Raw genomic sequence first — 3,915 nt, 5'->3', positions numbered from 1 at the left:
CGGCCAAGACGTGAAGCCGCGCGGTCCGATCGAGATCGAAGCGGCTCGCCGTCTCACCGAGGACGGCACCCTCAAGGACGAGGCGAAGACCGACCCTCAGTGATCAACAGGTAACGCAACACCTTCTGAGGCCGGGCGTCAAGGTCGCGGCCGCAGGCGCCGATCCCACGGGTGTGGGCCGATCGGGTGAGGCAGGGGACGCTGCGCCGCGGCGCCCACGAGCAGCAGCAGGGCCAGCACGACGCCGAGGGCGCGGGCCTGGTCGTCACCGGCCGCTCCAGCGACCGCGAGACCCGCCTGCAGCGGCTGGAGGCGGCCAACGCCGCGCTGCGCACGGACGTCGCCGACGCCGACAGCGCCCTGCGCGCCTACCGCGCCACCGGCGCGCCGGAGCTGCTGGCCGAGCACCGCGAGGCCGTCGCCGCGCTGCCCGCGCACCGCGAGGCCACCTCCGCGCTGGTCGGCGACCCGCTGCAGCGCAGCCTGCTGGCCGAGCAGACCCGGCTGCTGGAGCGCTGGACGGGGCTGACCCCCGCCGGCGCCGCCGCCGTCCCCGCCGCGGGCGAGGAGGCCGCCACGGCCGCCCTCGACGAGCTGCGCGACGCCAACACCCGCCTGGACGCCCTGGTGCGCCGCCAGCGCCACGACGCCGCGGCCGAGCAGGACCGGGCCCGCCGCGCGGCGCTCGTCGGGACCGCCCTCACCCTGCTGCTCGCCCTCGCCCTCGTCGTGCGCACCGGTGCCCGCACCCGCCGCGCCCTCGTCGACCCCCTGCAGCGCCTCGTCGACGTCCTCGACGCCCACGGCCGCGGCGACCGCCGCGCGGCCGCCGACCCGCTCGACGGCCCCAGCGAGGTCCGCACCGTCGCCCGCGCCGTCAACGACCTCGCCGAGGAGAACCGGCGGCTGCTGCAGGCCGCCGAGCGCGCCGCCGCCCTGCAGCGGCTGGCCGGCGACATCGGCCGCGAGGTGCGCGACCAGCTCGTGGCCGAGGACGCCGTCCAGGTCGCCGTCGAGCGCCTCGGCGTCCAGCTCGGCGTGGACCGGGTCTGGGTGCGGATGCTCCAGGAGGGCGGCGGCCCGCTGGGCGCCACCACGCGCGGCTGGGCCCGCTCGCCGCTGCTGCCGCTGCCCGAGCACCCCGGCCTCGACGAGGTCAGCGTCGTCGACGACGCCCGCAGCTGGCTGCACGAGCTGCACGCCGGCGGCGGCGTGCACGCCGTCCCCGACACCCGCGCGCTCACCGGGCGCTCGGCGGCCGCCGACGCCTTCCTGCGCGCCAGCGACGCCCGCGCGCTGCTGCTGGTGCCCATCGGCGGCGGCGACACCCCGCAGGGCCTGCTCACCGTGGTGTGCTGCGCCGGCCCGCGCGACTTCAGCGCCGAGGAGGTCGAGCTGGCCCGCTCGGTGGCCGTCGACCTCGCCCGCGCCCTCGTGCTGGCCGGCCTGTACCGGGCCCAGGAGCGCCTGCTCGCCGAGCTGCGCGACGTGGAGTCGGTGAAGTCGGACCTGCTGGCCACCGTCTCCCACGAGCTGCGCACCCCGCTGACGAGCATCTCCGGCTACCTGGACCTGCTGCGCGACGGCGCCGTCGGCGAGGTCCCCACCGACGTGGCCGCCGTCCTCGGCATCGTCGAGCGCAACGCCGAGCGCCTGCGCGCCCTCATCGAGGACCTGCTGCTGCTGGCCCGCGTGGAGGCCGCCCCCGCCCGGCAGGAGCGCGGCAGCACCGCCGTCACCGACCTCGTCACCGGGGTCCTGGCGGCCGTCGGCGCCGGGGCGAGCACCGGCGGCAGCGTGCGCTGCACCACCCCCGCCGACGACCTGGCCGGGCTGCGGGTGCGCGGCGACGCGGAGCACCTGCACCGCGCCCTGCTGGCCGTCGTCGACAACGCCGTGAAGTTCTCCCCGGTCGGCTCGCAGGTGCGCCTGCGCGTCGAGCGCCACCCGCAGGAGGTCCGCGTGGTCGTGCAGGACGACGGGATGGGCATCCCCGAGGGGGAGGTGCCCGTCGTCTTCGGGCGCTTCGCGCGCGGCTCGAACGCCACCGTCCTGGCCGTGCCCGGCACCGGCCTGGGCCTGACCATCGCCCGCGACCTCGTGCGCCTGCACGGCGGCCGCGTCGAGCTCGACTCCGTCGAGGGGCGGGGCACCACGGCCGTCGTGGCGCTCCCGCCCGCCGTGCGGGAGTCCTCGTGAGCACCCGGGAGGTCCCCGTGAGCACCCTCGTCCGACCCGGCGCCCACCACGGGGCGCACCACCAGGCGCACCAGGAGGCGCAGCCGCTGCGGGCGCCGGCCGGCCACGGGCTGCCGCCCGCCGCCCGCGCCGGCGACGAGCAGCTGCGGGCCGAGCTCGATGCCGCCGTCCGGCTGGCCACCGCCGTCACCGGAGCGGCCCGCGCGGCCGTCACCCTCGCCGCTGCCACCGCCGGCCCCGAGGGCGCCGGCTGCGACGAGGGTGCCGAGCCGTCGTGCCCGCACGCCCGCGGCGGGGAGGGTGCCGTCGCCGGCCACGCCTCGGTCCCGCTGCTGACCGGCGAGGGGCACTCCCTGGGCAGCCTGTGCGTCCTCGACGCCCGGCCCCGGCCGCTGACCCCGGCCCAGCGCGCGCACCTGGCGGACCTGGCCGACCTCGTCGTGGGGCTGCTGGAGCGCCACCGCGAGCAGCGCGCGGCCCGCCGCCTGCTGGAGGAGGTCGAGGAGCAGCGCGAGCTGGCCCAGCTCACCCTCGCCGAGCTGCAGGAGCGCGAGGAGTTCACCACCGCCCTGCTCGACACCGTCGACGTGGGCGTGCTGGCCTGCGACGCCGAGGGCGTCCTCACCGTCGCCAACCCCGCGGCCCGGCGCATGCACGCCCTCGACGCCCCGCTGCTGAGCGCCGACGGCGCGAGCGCGCTGGCCCCGCACGAGGTGCCGCTGCAGCGCGCGCTGCGCGAGGGCGCCGTCGGGGCCGCCGACCTCCTCATCGCCGTGCCCGGCCGCGAGGTCGTGCGGGTGCGGGCCGACGGGCGCGCCCTCGCCGACGACGACGGCCGGCCGCTGGGCGCCGTCGTCGTGCTGCGCGACACCACCGCCGACCACGCCCGCGTCGCCGCGCTGGAGCGGGCGGGGGAGCAGCTGCGCCGCCAGGGCGGGCAGCTGGCCGCCGCCGTCGCCGAGCTGCGGCGCTCCAACGACGAGCTCGCCGACCTCGCCGCCGTCGCCAGCCACGACCTGGCCACCCCGCTGACCGCCGTCACCGGCTACCTGGAGCTGCTGGAGGAGGTGCACGGCGCCGACCTCGGCGAGCAGGGCCGCGGGTGGCTGGCCACCGCGCTGCGCGCCGCCCACCGCATGCACGGGCTGCTGACCAGCCTGCTGGAGCACGCCCGCGCCGACGAGGCCCCCCGCGAGAGCGACCGCGACGGCGACCGCGACGGCGCCCGCGGCGGGGACCGGCCCGCCGCGGCGGGCCCGCTCCCCGAACCCGTCGACGTCGCGGCCCTGCTCGCCGCGGTCGTCGAGGACCTCGGCCCCGCCGCCGCCGGCGCCGCCATCACCAGCACGGGCACCGCCGCCCACGCCCGCGCCGACCCCGTCCGGCTGCGCCAGCTGCTGCAGAACCTCGTCGGCAACGCCGTGCGCCACCGCGTCCCGGGGCGCCCCTGCCGGGTGCAGGTGCAGGTGGGCGACCTGCCCGGCGGCGGCTGGCAGCTCGCCGTCGTCGACAACGGCCGCGGCATCCCGGCCGCCGACCGCGAGCGCGTCTTCGCGATGTTCGCCGTGGGCGAGGGCCGGCCCGGCGGGGCGCCGGCCCCGGGCGGGCACGGCATCGGGCTGGCCACCTGCCGGCGCGTCGTCGAGGGGCACGGCGGCCGGATCGTCGCCGAGGACACCCCCGGCGGGGGCGGGAAGGTGCAGCGCAGGGTGGCGC

The 3,915-nt window shown here is 79.3% G+C and carries 2 protein-coding genes; both read left to right on the top strand.

Annotation, left to right across the window (positions count from 1 at the left end):
* Positions 1–186 precede the first annotated feature (186 nt).
* Positions 187–2,199 (top strand): ATP-binding protein, encoded by a 2,013-nt coding sequence (locus GTQ99_RS20805; RefSeq protein ID WP_166617607.1) that lies wholly within the window; start codon positions 187–189, stop codon positions 2,197–2,199.
* A 17-nt stretch (positions 2,200–2,216) separates the two neighbouring features.
* On the top strand, positions 2,217–3,915 hold a 1,699-nt coding region (locus GTQ99_RS20800; protein ID WP_166617606.1), incomplete at its 3' end, for an ATP-binding protein.

This window comes from Kineococcus vitellinus (assembly GCF_009906315.1).
Classification (GTDB): Bacteria; Actinomycetota; Actinomycetes; order Actinomycetales; family Kineococcaceae; genus Kineococcus; species Kineococcus vitellinus.
Note: the sequence above shows the minus strand (reverse complement) of the source record. Positions and strands in the feature narration are given on the sequence as shown.